Below are 15,293 nucleotides of genomic sequence, written 5' to 3' on the forward strand. Positions count from 1 at the left end.
ACTAAGAGTATAGATTTGTTCGGTGGGCGCGGGCACGGCCCGGCAGCTCGTGCAACAACCGAATAGACATCGCGTCAACTGTGGCAGCGGCCCCGCTCGATGCGGCACCAGCCGACGCCCTCTAGCTCAGAACCGGGGAACCATGCCGGCGTCGACCGCCCGCGAGACGCGGGCACCCACCACCGAGGAGGTCCGCGCGCGCGACGTTGCGGCCACCGGAGAGCGCCCGGGCGCGGCATTGCCAACGACCGAAGTGCCGACATTTTTCGGACCGCCTGACTCGCCATTGTTCGGCGTTATTCATCTGCCGATCGATAACCGGATCAGGGGCGGGGTGCTGATCTGCGGTCCGCTCGGAAAAGACGGAATGGACAGCGTCCGATTACACCGGATTCTCGCGGACGGCCTGGCGCGCCGCGGATTCGCGGTGCTGCATTTCGACTATCTGGGTTCGGGGAATTCCGCATACAGCCAAGTCCGCGACGACGCGGTGGCCAACTGGGTGGCCAGCGTGGGCCACGCGCTCGATTACCTGACACTGATCGGCGCCGAGTCAACGACGGTCATCGGCATCCGCGCCGGGTGCCTCATCCTCGACGAGTTCCTGACCCAATCCCACTCCGTCCAGCGCGTGGTTTACCTCGACCCCGCGGCAGCGGGAAGGCGCTATCTCCGGGAACACGCCGCGCTGTTCCGGCTGTCGGTGGGCGAAGATGCGGTGACGCCGGACGAAATGTCGATCGTCGGTGGGCGACTGACCGCCCATGCCGCCAGAGAGTTTGCCGCGCTGCGGATCCGCCCCGATCCCGTCGGCGCCCATCGCGTCGACAAGGTGCTTGTGGTGGGACGACCGGACGAGACCGACGAGCGCCTCACCGCCCTGGCGTCCGCCGAAGGGGTCCATTCGATCACCATTGGCGGGCTGCCGGAATGCGCCGGGCCGAGCCCGAGGGATTACACGTTGCCGATCCCGTTCGCCGCGGTCGATTCGATCACCGACTGGATCGACGGAAACGTCTGCACCCGCACACATCTCGCCGTGCCCCGATACCGGACAACGGTGACGATGCCGGCCGAAGGGCCCGACGGGGTCGACGTAGTCGAGACCATCGAACGCATCGAACCCAACGGTATATTCGCCATCCGCACGCGGCCCCCACACCGTAGTCCCGCGCCGACCAAGACCGTGGTGTTCTTCGTGACAGGCCACGACTTGCACGTGGGACCCATCCGGGAGTGGGTCGAATTGTCGCGGCGGATTGCGGCGAGCGGCGCGCAGGCGTTGCGCTGGGACCCGGCGGGACAGGGCTTGTCGGGCCGGATCAACCGAGAGCCCTGGCGCAGCATCTATTCCACGGCCGACATCGCCGACTCGATAGCGGTGGCCCGGCATGCGGGCCGAAACGGCGGCGATCTCGAGGTCGTCGGCATCTGCTCCGGCTCGTGGTACGCCGCTCACGCCGCCCGCAAACTCGGCGCCCCGTCGGCGATCCTGGTCAACCTGGTGATGTGGAACTGGCGCGTGACCCCGTCGATGTTCATGCAGTGGATCGGCCGGGAAAGGGCGAGGCATGCCAACGCGGCCATCGAGACGGACGGCGGCGGTCCTGCGGAACCCAAGAAGTCGCGGCTGCGAGCGTTGCTCAACCCGGCTCGGGAGCCGGCCAAAACCCTTATGCACAACCATTTCCCGCGAGCCGTGCTGCGCGTGTTGAGCTGGCTGGGTCTGGTGTGGCTGCCGGAGGTTGTCCTGACACCGCTTGCCCGCCGTGGCACAGACGTGACGTTGATCGTTTCCCCCGAGGACGCGGAGCTGTTCGCCGCCCGGGGCGGTCGGAAGGCCCTTGACCGGCTGCGACGGGCGTCGCGCCCACCCCGCCTGATCGCCGCACCCACCGGCGACCACGTCGCCCATCACCCGGCGATGCTCACGGCGATCCGCGCCGCTGTGCTGCCGGTGGAGGCGGTTCCCCCATCACAGGATCACTCGTACCGGAACATCGGCTAGGGAAGTGCCGATCATGGTTGTCGCACGGGGCCTCGCCGCAATGGCTGCCATCCTCGGGGGTTTGGCTCTCGGACTCGCTACTCCAGCGACCGCTTCCCCCGTGATGAGCGGCCACTACGTCGTGATCGTCAACAACGCCATCACCGGCCAAACCACCAGGGAAGACTGGTACTTCACTCCCTGCGGTGACGGATGCGCCTCGGTTCAGCCCTGGGGCCATGCGCGGTTGGCCGACGGACAATGGTCGCTGGATACCACGAGCAATGCGCTGTGCCGCAATGACATTACGGTTTTCCAGGCCGAGGACGCCCACTATGTGTGGAATCCGAACACGCTCGCGGGCACAGTTCACCTCACCGGGAGAAGCACGGCCTGCGGCCGGCCCTTGGGGTACACGTTCGTCAACAGCGTGCAATTCAGCCCGGCGCCTTGACTTTCGAGCGCTCCTATTCGGAGTCGGCCTCTCGGCAGACCACCAGGACGACGGCCATCGCGTGACATTCGGCGTGCGAAAGCGACAATGAGGAGCTGACCCAGCCCTGGTGCCGCGCCCGCTCGGCGACGGTTCCGCTCAGCCGAAGCTGCGGCAGTGGGCCGTCCAGTGTCACCTCGATCTCGCGCAGCGGAAAAGGCATGTCGGGTTCCGCGAATGCCTTGATCACCGCCTCCTTGGCCGCGAACCGGGCCGCCAGGCTGTGCACCCGGTTGCGGCCATTGCAGTCGCTGACCTCACCCGCCGTAAAGACTTTGCGCAGGTAGCGTTCGCCGAAAGCCGCCAGCGAATCGCGGACGTCACCAACGGCCACGACATCGCATCCGGCGCGTACGCCGGACCCGCCAACCCCGCCCGGCAAGGTCATCATGCGTTCGCCGTAATCGTCGCCGCGGTAAGGGGATTCACTTCGGGCCCGCACACCGCGTCACGCCGACGACGTGACCAGGCCTTCGAGCACCTGCTCGATACTGCGGATGGAAGCAAACGTGGATTTTTTGAGCACCTCGTCGGGGAACTCGACGCCGAACGCATCCTCGAGCGCAAGCATGACGTCTACCGACGCGTGCGACGTCAGGCCGAGCTTGTAAAGGTCGGCCTGATCGTCCACCTCGCGTGGATCGACAGCCATACGGCCATGGGCGGCCAGCACCTCCCGGATCCGGTCCTGCATCGCGCTCGCCCTCTCGTCTTCGCCGTAGGCCACCTATTAGCCAGGGTCGTAGTCTACCGCTGGAAAGGCGCCGTAATTGATGAACAGACTTTTAATCTGGGGATGCCTATTCGACGGCGGAATCGATTGCCGTTTCCGGTCGTTGAAGCGCCCAGCAGTGGCGCTTAAACCGCTCGACATACTGTGGACGACATGTACATTCCCGCCCATTTCGCCGCCGACGAACGGGCCGTCGACGACCTGCTCACTCACCACGGCGCCGCGGACCTGATCACTGCGACACCGGAGGGCATGGTCGCCACGACGCTGCCGTTCGTTTACGACCCGGAGATGAGGACGCTTCGCGGTCATATCGCCCGCGGCAACGACCAGTGGCGGCGCCCGGTGGTCGGCGAAGCACTGGTGATCATGCGGGGACCGGACGCGTACGTCTCTCCGGCCTGGTATCCGAGCAAGGCCGAGCACGGGCGTGTGGTGCCCACGTGGAATTACGTCACCGCCCACGTCTACGGGCGACTGGCGGTGCACGACGACCCGGCCTGGGTCGAACGGAATGTGCGTGAGCTGACCGAGCGTCACGAGGCCGGCCGACCGCAACCATGGTCCGTCGACGACGCGCCGCGACAGTTCATCGAGAGCCAATTGCGCGGCATCGTGGGAATGGAAGTGCGGATCAGCCGCATCGAGGCCAAGTTCAAGCTCAGCCAGAACCGATCGGCCGCCGACGTCGACGGTGTGATCTCTGGGCTGATGGCCGGCGGACAAGAAGACGCCGCCCGAGCGGTCCAGCGAGCGCGAACGGGCTGAGTTCGATCGCGACCTTCGTCGGCGCTCGTTCGAGTATCGGGGCGGCCCCGGCCCCGATAGCATCCACGGGCATGGCGCGAACTCCGATCGAGTTGAGGCGGGCTCTCGGCACCGCCGCGCGCCTTTGGTCCGCCCCGGCCCATCACACCGTGGAAGCGGAGTGGTGGACGGCCTTCAGCGGCGAGACCGGCGTCGACTACAACGTCGCCTGCTGCCAATCGTCCTACAACGACGTGCTGGTCCACCACTGCCTCGAGCCGCTCCTCGACCTGAAGAAGCCCGGCATCATCATGCTCGCCGGACCCGGCCTGGCCACCGCGCAGAAGCTGGTCGATGCCAGCTGGGTGGTGGTCGCGGCGCTGCCCCTCATGCTGCTCGAGGGCCGGAATCTGCCGGACGTGGACGGGTCCGATGTGCGGGCGCTCACCAAAGATGACCTGCCCGAGGCGCGTTCCATACTGACCGACACCTACAGCATGTCCGACGCGGTCACCGCGGTGGCCGTCCCCGTCGCGGCCGTGGAGGACCCGACCCTGGGTGCGTGGGGGTTGTTCGACGGCGACCGCATGGTGTCCGTGCTCACCTCGGCCACCGAGGACGGGCTGGCGGTGGTGTGGTCCATGACCACCCGGCCGCAGGATCAAGGGAAGGGCTACGGGCGGCGGCTGCTGGTCACCGCCCTCCGTTCGCGGTTCGAAGCGGGGGCCGCCGAGGGATCGCTGCTGCAGTCGTCGGCGGAGGGCGAGCGCCTCTACCGCGGGCTGGGCTACGAGGTCGTCGAATACTGGCAGCTCTGGTCGCGGCCGCGCTGGATGATGGGCCGCGCCTGATCCGGATAGGTTGCGCTACAGCCGACCCGCGGCGAAAGCCGCGGCCTGGTTGACCATTCCGTTTTGCGCGTAGCCAACGTGCGCCGACGAATCCCCGCCGTTGGAGCAGATCGGGTCCCCCGGGTTGCACAAGTCGATGGCCTTGCCCCCGTACAGCGGGCTGGTCGCGCTCAGCGGCGCGCCCGATTTCGCCCACGGGTTCCCGAAGACGGCGACCGCGGCGACGTGGTGGGCCACCTCCGCCGGCATGGGCGCGGGGACGAAGCCCTGCGGTGGCGCACCGGCCCCGGTGATGAGGTCGATCACGGCGGCCCCGAGCGAATATCCGCCGAGCACCATCTTGGTGTCGGTGCAGTTCGCCGCCATGTACTCGACGTGCGCGCTCGCGTTTGCGGCGCCCGCGGAGGCGGAGCTACCCAACTCGTTGCTCCTGTTCGTCGCCGGGTAGTCAACCGCATACAGCCCGAGAGATTTCCCGCTGACGTGCGATCGCAGCGAATCGACGAAAGCCTGTCCGATGAGGCCGGCACCGGGTGGATCATCGCTGCCGCGAGCAAACACCACCTCGACGTCGGGGCATGGGCCCGCGGCGGCGGTGAAAGTCGTACTCGCCGCTGCGTTCAACGCCGCCCAGGCGCCCAACAATGCGGCACCTAGGGAACGAGCGGCCCAGGTAGCGCTCACAGGATACATACTGACATATCTGCGATCTGCGGTAAAATCGTACCTAAGGTAGGCAATCCCGCCCGGCTCCAACCCTTCGTGAGGAAACCATTGTGCCTGTACACGACATAGCGGAAGGCGTAGCGGACCGCGACGTCCTGGGTGCGGTATTAGACCACGCCGACCAAGCTCCGGATCGGCCCGCGGTCAAGGACCTGGACAGCTCGCTGACCCGCGGCGAGTTGCGCGCCGCGGCCGGGCGAGTGGCCGCCGGCCTGATCCAGAAAGGCGTCGTACCCGGGGATCGGGTTGCCCTGCTGATCGGCAATTCCGTGGACTTCGTGGTGGCGGCACTGGGCTGCCTGTGGGCAGGGGTCACGTTCGTTCCGCTGGCTATCACCGATCCGGATCTCCGCCGTGCGCAGATCGTGGCCGACTGCCGGCCCGCGCAGGTCGTCACGGCGGGCTCGGACCCAGCGGCGCCGTCCGGGCTTCCCGCGGGCACGGCGTGGACCTCGTTATCGGACCTGAGCTCCGCAGATGAGCCGACGCCGCCACCGCTGACGGGTCCCGTCTCCTACATCATTTACACGTCGGGCACGACCGGCGCCCCCAAGGGGGTGCAGATCCCCGCGGGGGCCTTCTTCAACGCGGCCCGGGCGTGCGCCGACGCGGTGGGGCTGACGTCCGAGGACCGGGCCCTCTGCGTTTCGCCCGTGCACTTCGACGGGTCGTTCTCCGCGATGTTTCCTCCGCTCATCCGCGGCGTGCCACTCGTCATTCCCGACCGGGAAGCGCTGCTGTTTCCACGGAGGTTCTTCTCGATCGTCGACAGCGAGGGCATCACGGCGACCAGTTTCTCGCCGAGCTATCTCCGGTTGCTCCGGTCCAGCGGCCGCCTGGAGCGGCTGGCCGGCACCGCGCTCAGGGTGATCGCGTTGGGCGGCGAGGCGCCATCCAGCGCCGACATCAGGGCGCTGTGGGCCGCCAGCCCGGGGCTGCGGGTGGTGAACCGCTACGGCCCGACCGAGACGACCATCGCCGTCGCCCACCTGGAGCTGACGCGCGAGCTGCTCGACGCCGGGCCGGTACCGATCGGTCATCCCCACCCCGGCAGCTCGTTCCACCTCGTCGACGAGGACGGACGGCTGGTGGATGAGCCCGGCGTGGTCGGCGAGCTCTACATCGGCGGACCGCAGCTCATGGCGGGATACCTGAACGACCCGACGCTGAGCGCGGCGGCGCTGCGGAGGGACGTCGTCGAAGGAACCACCCTCTATCGCACCGGTGACCTGGTCTTCCGCGACGACCGGGGCAACTACGTGTACGTGGGGCGCGCCGACCGGGTCATCAAGCGTCATGGCGTGCGGATGTCGCTGGTGGAGGTGACCGACGCCCTCGGCGGTGTCGACGGGGTCGCGTCCGCCGCGTGCACGACCTTCAACCTGGAGGGCGGTCTCGGGGTCGTCGCGTTCGTGGTGCCGGACGGCGAACTCACCCCCGTCGCCATCCGCCAGGCCGCCGGCGAACGACTCCCGGAGACCATGCTGCCCGACCAATTCGTCTTGGTGGCCGACTTGCCGCTGACGTCTTCCAGCAAGGTCGACGAGCGGCGGCTGCTGAGGGAGGCCGGCCTATCCGCACCGGCGTAGGCCCAGCTCAGTCACATGGACATGGTCGGAATCCGGCATTAAACCGCGGCGCCTGAGCTACGATCTCTGGGTGCAGGCGAGGGCGACTGGCGCGGCCGCGGGGGAATCGTACGAACAGCTGGTCCGCCGCCAGCGCGCCCAATTACAGGACACCTACCTGAAGGGGGTCCGCCGGCTGCGCTGGGACGCCGCGCGTCTCGCCGCCGAGCGCGAACGGCTTCTCCGCGAGCTCCTGGTGTACGCCGCCGAGCATTCGCCGTTCTGGAGCGAACGGCTGGCGGGTCGCGATCTGGCGAATTTCACCGAGGCCGACCTCCCCTCGCTGCCGATCCTGACCAAAGCCGAGATGATGGAAGAGTTCGACCGGCTGGTCACCGTCCCCGGCCTGACACGTGCCCGAGTCGAACAGCACCTCGATGAGATGAGCGGAGACGGCTACCTCGACAACGAGTACCGAGCGATCATCACGTCTGGGTATGTCGAAGCGCCGTCACTGCACGTCTACGGCTGGGACGCATTCGTCACCTTCGTGATGCAGGGCTCGCGCTGGACCGGGCGGCGCGGCGAGGACCCGGACGCGGTGCTGGCGCAGTGCTTCAGCTGCAGCCCCAAGCACGAATCCGGAATCTTCTACGCGTTCAGCACCTTTGAGAGCGGGGGCCCCACATCGCACTGCGTCGATGCGACGCTCCCCCTGGACAAGATCGTCGACCGCCTCAACAACGCCCGCCCCGCGATCCAGGCACTGCAGGGCTGGCCGAGCCTCATCCGGGAGCTGGCCCTGGAGGCGATGCAAGGACGGCTCACCATCAAACCGACCTGGGTCAGCGTTGCGGGAGAGCTCTGCCTACCGCCCGTGCGCGAGGCCGTCCGGGCCGCGTGGGGCATCGAGGCCTCGGAATTCTGGGGCTGCTCGGAAGGGACCTACGCCTTTCCGTGCGGCGTCGGAGAAGGCAGGCATGTCGCCGACGACCTGGTCATCCTCGAGCCGGCGGATGCCGACGGCAACGTGGTGCCCTACGGGCAACCCGCCGATCGAATGTTGCTGACCAACCTGTACAACCTGGACCAACCGCTGATCCGCTATGACCTTGTGGACGCGGTGACGATGTCCGACGACCCATGCCCGTGTGGTTGCGCTCATCGCCGCATCATTTCGGTCAACGGCCGGATCAACGGAGCCTTCGAGTACGACGACGGCGCTCGGGTCCCGCGCGCCGCCGTCGAGCAAGCTGTCGTCGCCACACCCGGCGTCGCCAACTTCTCCATCGGCAAGGCCCGACAGGGTCTCGAGGTGTCCGTTGTGACGGACGGTTCAACCGACCTGCAGCGGCTGCGGACCGACCTGGTCGAGGTGCTCCGCCGGCACGGCGGCCCCGATTCGGACGTCCGGGTGCGACAGGTGGACTTCATCGAGCGGTTGTCGCGGGGAAAGTGCAGGCAGTTCGACCCCAGGTAGTCAGCCGGCCATCGCCTTGTCCAACGCCTGGTCGATGTCGGCGATGATGTCGTCGATGTGCTCGATCCCGATGGACAGGCGAATCGTCTCCGGCCGGATGCCGGCCTTCGCCAGTTCCGCATCGGACAGCTGGCGGTGAGTGGTGGAGGCCGGATGGATGGCCAGGGTCTTGGCGTCCCCCAGATTGAGCAGCCGCTTGACCAGCTGGAGGGCATCGAAGAAAGCCAGTCCCGCCTCGTAGCCCCCCTCGGCCCCGAAGGTGACGATCGACGGCACGCGCCCGTGCAGGTAGCGCTCGACCAGGCGGTGGTAGGGGTGGTCGGGGAAGCCGGCGAAGCTCACCCATGCCACCCGCGGGTCGGTGGCCAGGTACTCGGCGACGGCCCGGGCGTTGGCCTCGTGACGCTCGAGCCGCAGGGCCATGGTCTCGAGGCCCTGCAGGAGCATGAACGCGTTGAAGGGCGAGAGGGTGGCGCCGCTGTTGCGCAGCTGGATGGAGCGGGCCCGCACGGCGAAGGGCCGCTCGGGGAAGTCGCGGGCGAACACGACGCCATGGAAGGCGGGCTCCGGTCGGTTGAACTGGGGGAAACGGTGACGATGGTCGGCCCAGGGGAATCGGCCGCCGTCCACGATGGCCCCACCAAGGGTGGTGCCGTGGCCGCCGACGAACTTGGTCAGCGAGTGGACGACCACGTCGGCCCCGTGCTCGAAGGGCTTGAGCATCAGCGGCGTAGCCACCGTGTTGTCCACGATCAAGGGCACGCCGGCCGCGTGTGCCACGGCCGCCACGGCCTCGAGGTCCACGATGTTGCCCGCCGGGTTGCCGATGGTCTCGCAGAAGACGGCGCGGGTGTCCGCATCGATCAGGGGGGCGATCGATTCTGCCCGGTCGTCGGCGGCGAAACGGGCCTTGATGCCCAGGGTGGGCAGCACGTGCGCGAAGTAGGTGAAGGTGGCCCCGTAGAGCTGCGGGGCGACGACGATGTTGGTGCCGGCGCTGGCCACCGTCAGGATCGCGTAGCTGACGGCGGCCATGCCCGAGGCCACCGCCAGGGCCGCCGTCCCGCCTTCCAGGGCGCAGATGCGCTGCTCGAGGACGTCGAGGGTCGGGTTGTTGAGCCGGTTGTAGTGGAACCCCGGCGTCTCGAGGTCGAGCACGGCACCCGCGTGGGCGGCGTTGATGAAGTCGTGGGCCACCGTCTGATAGATGGGCACCGCGACCGCCCGCGTCCCGTCGGGTGTGTAGCCGCCGTGGATGGCGATGGTTTCGTCGTGCATGGCCTCAGGCGCTCCTCTTCGGAATGGTGGCCAACAAGTTGGCGTACATACACAGGGCCGCGCCGCGCCACCGCCAGGGGGCGCGCGCGCTGATCTCGTCGAAGGGGAATTCGGCCACCAGGGCCGGGTCCCGGTCGCCGCCCAGCACGCGCTCGTGCAGCCGGCGAAGCTCGTCCCAGTCCGGGCCGGTTACGCAATCCCGTGGGAGGCAGGGCGGTTCGTCGCGTTCGCGGCCGGCGTAGCGCCGCACGTCACGGCCGTACTCGCGCACGAGGCTCGACGGGTCGTACTCGGGATGGGCCTGAAACAGCACGGCTTGGGAAATGCCCACCGCCTTGGTGACCACGCTCCACCCCACCTCTTCCGAGTGCAGGGCGACCGCGTAGCCGGCGGCTGCCACCGTCTCCGCGGGCACGGCGTTGAGCCGCGAGTGGGGCAGGACGAGTGGGCCGTCGAGGCCGGCTGCCAGGGGGTGGGTCGGGTCGGCCTCCTGGGCGAAGATGCCCGTGCATTTGACCGGCAGGGTGGTCCGTTCGATGCCGTCGAAGACCGCCAGGGCGGCGTGGGCCGCCAGGCAGGACAGCACCATGACCGGCACGTTCTCGCTCGCCCACTTCAGCAGGCCGTGCAGATCGGCCCAGTAGGGCTCGTCCTCGATGCGGGCCTCGATCGGGTTGGAGCCGGTCACTATCAGCAGGTCGGGGGGGTTCGAGGTGATGTCCTCGAGGGGACGGTATTCGGCGGCGATACGGGCCCGGATCCGGTCCCCCCTGGGAACCCCGACCATGGTGTGGCGGGTTACGACGACCGTCTCAGGCCCGGACCCGGCGCTGAGCAGCCCCAGGAATTGTCGCTCGGTGGCGTCGAACGCCCCATCCGGCATGTTGTTGACCAGCGCGCACGTCCACCGCGCCGGTTGCTCGATCGCGACGGTCGTCCCCGCCGGGTCGGGGCCCCCTGCCAGTCGAACGCCCATCGCCGTCAATGCCTGATGTCGGTGTAGGTGACGGTGACCTCCTGGTGGAGGAGCCGGTAGGCCGCCTGCAACTGCTCTTCGTCGTCGGCCGAGCCGACTACCGCGACGATGTGGTTGCCGGAGCCGTCCCGCCAGTCGAGGGCGGACCCCGGGCGCTGGTGGACGCTGACGGTGTCAACGCCGGCTTGGTCGCTGAAGTCGTTGATGCCCTCGATGGACGTCACGGTGGCCGAGACGGTCGGCGGCTGGAGGAAGAAGCGGTAGCCGATGCGGTCGGTGGCGACCGGTCCGTCGATGGATACCGGCTCGCCCAGGGCCACCCGCAGGGTGAGGTCGAGCAGGCTGATACCCGCGGCCCGCTTCAGCATCTCGGGCACACCGCCGCCCAGCCGCCCGTTGACCTCGATGATGCGGGGCCCGTCGGGGGTGAACTTGACTTCGGTGTGCAGGCACCCGGTGCGTACCGCGAGGGCGCCGATCGCCCGGGTGGCGATGTCGAGGACGGCCGAACGGTCTTCGGCGTCCAGCGCGGCGGGAATGAAGAACCCGGTCTCGCGGAAATTCTCGGCCGGCGGGAAGCGGCCGGTCAGGGCCAGGTGGCTGACGACGCCGTCGGCCACGACGCTCTCGACCGACACATAGCCGGCGTAGGGGCTGCCCGCCCGGGCCGGATCGTCGGGGAGGTAACCCTCGACCACCATGTCGGGGCGGCTCCGGCCAAGGGCGCTCAGCAGCTTCTCGAGCTCCGCGCGGTCCCGGGCCAGAAAGGTGCAGCGGCTGCCCTGGGCCGAGCGGGGCTTGAGGACGGCGGGCCACCCCACCTGGGACTCGACCGTCGAGAGGTCGGGCTCGGGCTGGTCGGCGCGAATGAGGTGGCAGGAGGGGATGTCGAGGCCGGCGTCGGCCAGGGCGCGGCGCTGGCGGGCCTTGTCGGTGAGGGCGGCGGCGGTCACCGGGCTGTGGAAGGGGAGGCCGAGTCCCTCGGCCACCTGGGCCAGCTCGACCATGCCGGCGTCGAGGTAAGTGGTCATGCCGTCGGGCTCCCAGTCGCCCAGGATCTTGATCGCCTGCTCGGCGCTCATGCCCGCGAGGTCGACGACGGGGCCGAACCGGTCGAGGAGACTGGTCATCTCGAGCATCTCCGGTTGCATCGTGTCGACGATCCACAGCAGGTCGCAGAGGCCCGCGGCCGCTTCGGCCAGCTGCATCACCGGGACGCACCGCGGCCCGTAGCCCACCGCCACCAGCGGCCGCGCCCGCCCTGTCACCGACAAATCCGCATCGCTCATGCGCTCAGCCGATCACGGCCTCGACGCAGTCCTGGGCGTCGTAGACGGCGCGCAGGCGGCTGCGGGGCGAGGGCAGGTAGTGGGTGAAATAGCGGACTCCCTCGGTGAGCACGCCAAGCAAGGAGATGTTGGGCTGGAGCCGGCCCTCGGTGTCGTAGGGGTGGAAGTCCTCGTTGATGGCCACGCTGCCCACGGGCGTGTCTCCGTAGGTGAGCTGGGTCAGTCTTCCCTTGGCGTAGAGGCGGTTGAGAAGGGGCGAGCCGGACCGGGCCAGCGAGGGCAGGTCGAGGTAGCCACGCACCACTCCGTCGACCCGCACGGAGGTCGGTTCGTCGAGGGCCGTCGAGCTCAACCGCACGCCGTCACGACAGGCGGTCAACTCCGGGCTCGGTCCGAGCGGGGCGCGCACGACACCGGCGTCGAGCAGCGCCAGCAACTGCTGGGAGCGCAGGGGAGGCACGCCCGCCTCCAGCCGGTTGATGCGGCCCCGGACGTTGGACTGAAACTCGACGTAGGAGTCGAGGGAGAGGCCACCGAACTCGATCACCGAACGCAGCTTGTCCCGGAGGATGCGCAGCACCTCCTGTGCCGCCTTGACCGGGCTCCCCCCGGGTAGCAGGGCCTCGGTGAGGTCGTCGTCGATCATGTCGTAGACCTGGCCTTGGTAGTCGGCGGCCGAGGCGTAGTGGCGGTCCGACCCGGCGAACAGGTGACTGGCCGGATCGAAGCGTCCGTAGCGCGGCTCGAGACAGTCGACGACCTTCTCGTAATGCCCGTCCAGCCAGCCCTGGCGAAGGACGGAGCGGACTTCGGTGGACTCGGCGTCACCCCCGGCCAGCAAGGCGGCGTGTATGTAGTAGCGGGCCTGCATCTCGGCGAAGACGAGCGGCAGAAGCTCGGCCCGGAAGTCCACGTGCCGCCGCATCGGCGATCCGCCCGGATTGGTGAGCGCAGCGAACTCCTCGGCGGTGCACACCACCGGCTGGTACCGCCCGTAGGGGTCGACGCCGGTGGCCGACTTGGCGCAGTACGGCGCGCCCGAGCGCGAGTAGAGGGTGATGGTTGGCTCGCGTCCCGAGGGCATGTACCGCATGCGGTCGCTCCGGTCGTACCGGCGCTCGAAGGTGCCGCCTCGTCCGACGGTGAGGGCGGTCAGGACGTCGAAGCAGACCAGGCCCATGCCGGCCACGGCGATCGAGGATCCGGCCGGAGCGCTGCGATCGAGGCATTCGACCGGGTAGGGCGGCAAGTAGCGCACGCCCCCGTCGGCCCCGCGCTCGTGGTTCCAGGTGTGCCCGGAGGTCAGCACCACGTGGTCGACGGTGAGGGTGGTGCCGTTGTCGAGCAGCACCTCCTCGCGCCCCCGGAAGGCCGGCGAAATGTCGACAGCCGCCGCGTAGTGCCGAACGATCTCGAGGTTGGGCGGCGCATAGGACACCAGCGTGTCGTAGAACCAGACCAGGTACTCGCCCATCAACCGCCGGGGCAGGTAGTCGGTGGGCAAGATCGGGTCACCCCCGGCGCCGATGCGGCACTCGTAACCCATCCAGCGGTAACCGCGGACCACGGCCCAGGGGTGCAGGCCCACCGCGTAGGGGGGCAGCGGGTCGCCGTCGGGGGCGACGTAGAGGGAGAGCTGACCGCAGGCGTTGTTGAGCACCAGGAAGTCGGGCTGTTCGGCCGAGTAGACCCCGCCCCCGAGTTGAGCGGGCTCGACCACGTGCACCCGCACCGGCGTGCTGACTTGCCGGGCCCGGTTCACCGCCCGCTCGAGGACGCAAAGACCCCACGCGCCCAGGCCCACGATGGCCATCTCGATCATCGGACACTTCCCATGCAAACCACCTCGGTTCGGCGGCCGCCGGCCGATCTCTGCGTGCGAGCCCGCTTGGCCCGGCTTTCCTCGATCTCGGCGGCGGTGAGTCGGCGGACCGCGTGTACCAGCCCGTCGACGTCGTCGGTCGTGGTGGCAAAGGAGGTGACGAAGCGGACGACACCTGGCTCCCAACGGCCGTGGTAAAAGTCGTATCCCTGGTCGAGAAGTCCGTCGATGACCCGCAGGGACAGGCGGCAGAAGAGGATATTCGCCTCCGGCGTGCCCGAAAGACGAACACCGGCAACGGATTTCAGCCCCTTTTTGAGCCGCGCGGTCATGGCATTGGCGTGCAACGCATTGCGGAGCCACAGATCGTCGGCCAGATAGGCGTCGAGCTGAGCGGCGGCGAAACGCATCTTGGCCGCGAGTTGTCCGGCGCGCTTAGCCCGGAAGCTCAGCTCGGTGGTCAGGGAGCGCTCGAAGACGACGATCGCGTCGGCGGTGAGGCTCCCGTTCTTGATGGCGCCGAAGGACAGCACGTCAACGCCGGCGCGCCAGGTCAATTCGGCGGGCGTACAGCCCAACGCGGCGACGGCGTTGGCGAGGCGGGCACCGTCCAGGTGAACGCGCAGGCCCGCGTGCTTGGCGATGGAGGCCAAGTGCCCGATCTCGGCGGGGGTGTATACCGCGCCGGTCTCGGTTGCCTGGGTGAGGCTCAACACGCAGGGTTGGGCGCTGTGCACGTCGCCGACCTTGCGGCGCACCGCGGCCCGCAGCTCGTCGGCGTCGATCTTGGCGTTATCCCCGCCCAGAGCAACGAGTTTGGCGCCGCCGGTGAAGAACTCCGGGGCGCCGCACTCGTCGTTGTTGATATGGCTGTCGCGGTGGCACAACACGCTGCCCCACGGGGGGGTCAGCGCAGCCAGGCTCAAAGCATTCGCCGCCGAACCGGTGGAGACGGGGAGCAGATCGACGTCGCAATCAAAGGCTTCGCTGAAGCGGCGTCGTGCGCTCGATGTCCAACTGTCGGTGCCGTAGGGCGGTGCCTGCCCGGCTGCTGCCGCCACGACAGCGGCGATGATCTCAGGCGCGCCGCCGGCGGCGTTGTCGCTGATGAGCGAGCGATATGGCGTCATGGCGATCACAGTCTCGGCCTGCTGGACGACAACGAGTGATGACGTCAGTGATGTGCGCGGACGGCCCGGGCTGACTGGTCAGGCCCAGCTGGATCCGACGGCGCTGTCGGTGCTGGCCATGTTGCTGCCGGCGCTTTGCACCTTCTGGCCGTGGGCGTTGGCCTGCTCGTAGATCACCTGGAAGTTACGACCCAACTGGGTGATGAACTCCTG

The 15,293-nt window shown here is 68.4% G+C and carries 14 protein-coding genes and 1 pseudogene; 6 read left to right on the top strand and 9 right to left on the bottom strand.

The features are described 5' to 3' along the window. The first annotated feature begins 22 nt into the window (after positions 1–22). On the top strand, positions 23–2,008 hold the full coding sequence (locus AWB89_RS06670) for an alpha/beta hydrolase family protein (RefSeq protein ID WP_142282466.1): 1,986 nt from the start codon (positions 23–25) through the stop codon (positions 2,006–2,008). A 121-nt stretch (positions 2,009–2,129) separates the two neighbouring features. Continuing rightward, complete coding sequence (locus tag AWB89_RS06675) at positions 2,130–2,441, top strand: hypothetical protein (protein WP_158089810.1); 312 nt, start codon at positions 2,130–2,132, stop codon at positions 2,439–2,441. Positions 2,442–2,454: 13 nt separating this feature from the next. Here the strand turns inward: AWB89_RS06675 and AWB89_RS06680 are convergent, their stop codons facing one another. Together AWB89_RS06680 and AWB89_RS06685 are read right to left on the bottom strand one after the other, a co-directional pair. Continuing rightward, positions 2,455–2,871 carry a holo-ACP synthase gene (locus AWB89_RS06680; RefSeq protein ID WP_085172413.1) on the bottom strand — a complete coding sequence of 139 codons (417 nt, stop codon included), beginning with the start codon at positions 2,869–2,871 and terminating at the stop codon, positions 2,455–2,457. A gap of 57 nt (positions 2,872–2,928) precedes the next feature. Next, on the bottom strand, positions 2,929–3,174 hold the full coding sequence (locus AWB89_RS06685) for an acyl carrier protein (RefSeq protein ID WP_085099831.1): 246 nt from the start codon (positions 3,172–3,174) through the stop codon (positions 2,929–2,931). 192 nt (positions 3,175–3,366) lie between these two features. On the opposite strand from AWB89_RS06685, the gene AWB89_RS06690 reads away from it, so the two are divergent. Together AWB89_RS06690 and AWB89_RS06695 are read left to right on the top strand one after the other, a co-directional pair. Beyond that, entirely contained in the window at positions 3,367–3,981 is a 615-nt protein-coding gene (locus AWB89_RS06690) for an FMN-binding negative transcriptional regulator (protein WP_085172415.1), read from the top strand. 71 nt (positions 3,982–4,052) lie between these two features. Continuing rightward, positions 4,053–4,811 (top strand): GNAT family N-acetyltransferase, encoded by a 759-nt coding sequence (locus AWB89_RS06695; RefSeq protein WP_085172366.1) that lies wholly within the window; start codon positions 4,053–4,055, stop codon positions 4,809–4,811. Positions 4,812–4,826: 15 nt separating this feature from the next. On the opposite strand, the gene AWB89_RS06700 is transcribed toward AWB89_RS06695, so the two are convergent. Then, positions 4,827–5,504 (bottom strand): cutinase family protein, encoded by a 678-nt coding sequence (locus AWB89_RS06700; protein ID WP_085172368.1) that lies wholly within the window; start codon positions 5,502–5,504, stop codon positions 4,827–4,829. A gap of 83 nt (positions 5,505–5,587) precedes the next feature. Between AWB89_RS06700 and AWB89_RS06705 the strand changes: the two genes are divergently transcribed. Continuing rightward, the gene (locus AWB89_RS06705; protein ID WP_085172369.1) at positions 5,588–7,126 is read left to right on the top strand and encodes an amino acid adenylation domain-containing protein; all 1,539 of its coding nucleotides are present in this window, start codon (positions 5,588–5,590) and stop codon (positions 7,124–7,126) included. A 70-nt stretch (positions 7,127–7,196) separates the two neighbouring features. After that, the gene (locus AWB89_RS06710) at positions 7,197–8,585 is read left to right on the top strand and encodes a phenylacetate--CoA ligase family protein (RefSeq protein ID WP_085172371.1); all 1,389 of its coding nucleotides are present in this window, start codon (positions 7,197–7,199) and stop codon (positions 8,583–8,585) included. On the opposite strand, the gene AWB89_RS06715 is transcribed toward AWB89_RS06710, so the two are convergent. The 6 genes and pseudogenes from AWB89_RS06715 to AWB89_RS06740 form a co-directional block, all read right to left on the bottom strand. After that, positions 8,586–9,863: an O-acetylhomoserine aminocarboxypropyltransferase/cysteine synthase family protein gene (locus AWB89_RS06715; protein ID WP_085099053.1), complete on the bottom strand. Its 1,278-nt coding sequence runs from the start codon at positions 9,861–9,863 to the stop codon at positions 8,586–8,588. A gap of 4 nt (positions 9,864–9,867) precedes the next feature. Next, positions 9,868–10,839 carry a homoserine O-acetyltransferase/O-succinyltransferase family protein gene (locus AWB89_RS06720; RefSeq protein ID WP_085172373.1) on the bottom strand — a complete coding sequence of 324 codons (972 nt, stop codon included), beginning with the start codon at positions 10,837–10,839 and terminating at the stop codon, positions 9,868–9,870. A 5-nt stretch (positions 10,840–10,844) separates the two neighbouring features. Continuing rightward, on the bottom strand, positions 10,845–12,128 hold the full coding sequence (locus AWB89_RS06725) for an ATP-grasp domain-containing protein (RefSeq protein ID WP_085172375.1): 1,284 nt from the start codon (positions 12,126–12,128) through the stop codon (positions 10,845–10,847). Between the two features lie 4 nt (positions 12,129–12,132). Next, on the bottom strand, positions 12,133–13,950 hold the full coding sequence (locus AWB89_RS06730; protein ID WP_085172377.1) for an FAD/NAD(P)-binding protein: 1,818 nt from the start codon (positions 13,948–13,950) through the stop codon (positions 12,133–12,135). Then, positions 13,947–15,080: a threonine aldolase family protein gene (locus AWB89_RS06735; RefSeq protein WP_085172417.1), complete on the bottom strand. Its 1,134-nt coding sequence runs from the start codon at positions 15,078–15,080 to the stop codon at positions 13,947–13,949. The genes AWB89_RS06730 and AWB89_RS06735 overlap by 4 nt, the downstream gene beginning before the upstream one ends. A gap of 78 nt (positions 15,081–15,158) precedes the next feature. Next, positions 15,159–15,293 (bottom strand): annotated as a pseudogene (locus tag AWB89_RS06740) (type VII secretion protein EsxI); the annotation flags it as partial.

Origin of the sequence: Mycobacterium paraense (genome assembly GCF_002101815.1) — a bacterium.
In the GTDB taxonomy this organism is placed as follows: domain Bacteria; phylum Actinomycetota; class Actinomycetes; order Mycobacteriales; family Mycobacteriaceae; genus Mycobacterium; species Mycobacterium paraense.